Here is a 1,030-nt window from a genome sequence, read left to right as displayed (position 1 = left end):
GTCCCCACCGGCGAGGCGGTGGTGCCCCGCTGGCCCGTGGCCGGCGCCGTCCGGCCGTGGATCGGCGGCGATCTGGTCGACGCGTGCCAGGACATGCTGGACCGGACTCCGGGCGGTGAGATCCAGGTGTGCGACGAGACCCGCCGGCTGACCGAACCGCTCGTCACCTACCACCATGTAAGGAAGTCTCCCTCGAACTGGCAGGTCCGGGCGGTCAGCAGCGTCACGGGGGGCACCGAGAAGCTCTGCGCGGCGCACGCGGGCGAGCGCGAATGCGAACTGGACCTGATGCACGGCATGTTGCGGCGCACCCAGCGCCGTTCGCTACCGCATCTGATCACCGTGCTGGGCGAGTCCGGATTCGGCAAGACACGGCTGCTGATGGAGTTCCAGCGCCGGCTCGCGGCCGAGCGGGACGACGTACGGGTGCTGGCCGGTACGGTTCCGCGGCCGGGCACCGGCAGCCCGCTGGCCGTGCCCTCGGAGATGTTCGCCATGTACTGCGGGATAACCGGCCAGGACACGGAGGACGCGGCGCTCCACAAGGCCGAGGACGCGCTGCTGCGGCTCACCGGCCGTACGGACGACGCGCGGGCGATGCTCTCCCTGCTGCGTCCGCTGATCGCCGCGGTCCCTCACTCGCACCGCGCGCCCTTCACCGACGAAGTGCTGGCGGCCTGGCGGGACTTCCTCATCAAGGCGGCGCGCGAACAGCTGCTGGTGCTCATCTGGGACGACCTGCACCACGCCGACGACATCCTGCTGGAGACGGTCGAGCATCTCACCGAGAGCTGCGCCGACGTCCCGCTGCTCAATGTCGCCGGCGCCCGCGCCCTTCTGCTCGAACGCCGTCCCGACTGGGCGGGCGGCCGTCAGCACACCATGACCATCAGCCTCGCTCCCGTCGACGGCGACGCGCTGGACCGGCTGCTGAAGTCACTGCTCGTCCCGGACGGCAACGCGGACGTCGCCTAGGGCCTGTCTGACAAATGATCACCCGGTGGGTTCGCGGAGCCACAGGACCAGGGCT

The 1,030-nt window shown here is 70.6% G+C and carries 1 protein-coding gene; it reads left to right on the top strand.

What is annotated here, in order from left to right; all coding sequences use genetic code 11:
• Positions 1 to 975 (top strand): AAA family ATPase (locus tag GA0115259_RS37750; RefSeq protein ID WP_218104260.1); only part of this gene is annotated, 975 nt, incomplete at its 5' end.
• Positions 976 to 1,030 lie beyond the last annotated feature (55 nt).

The organism is Streptomyces sp. MnatMP-M17 (assembly GCF_900091995.1).
Lineage (GTDB): Bacteria > Actinomycetota > Actinomycetes > Streptomycetales > Streptomycetaceae > Streptomyces.
The sequence above is the reverse complement of the archived record's forward strand: the minus strand, read 5'-3'. Positions and strand labels throughout refer to the sequence as shown.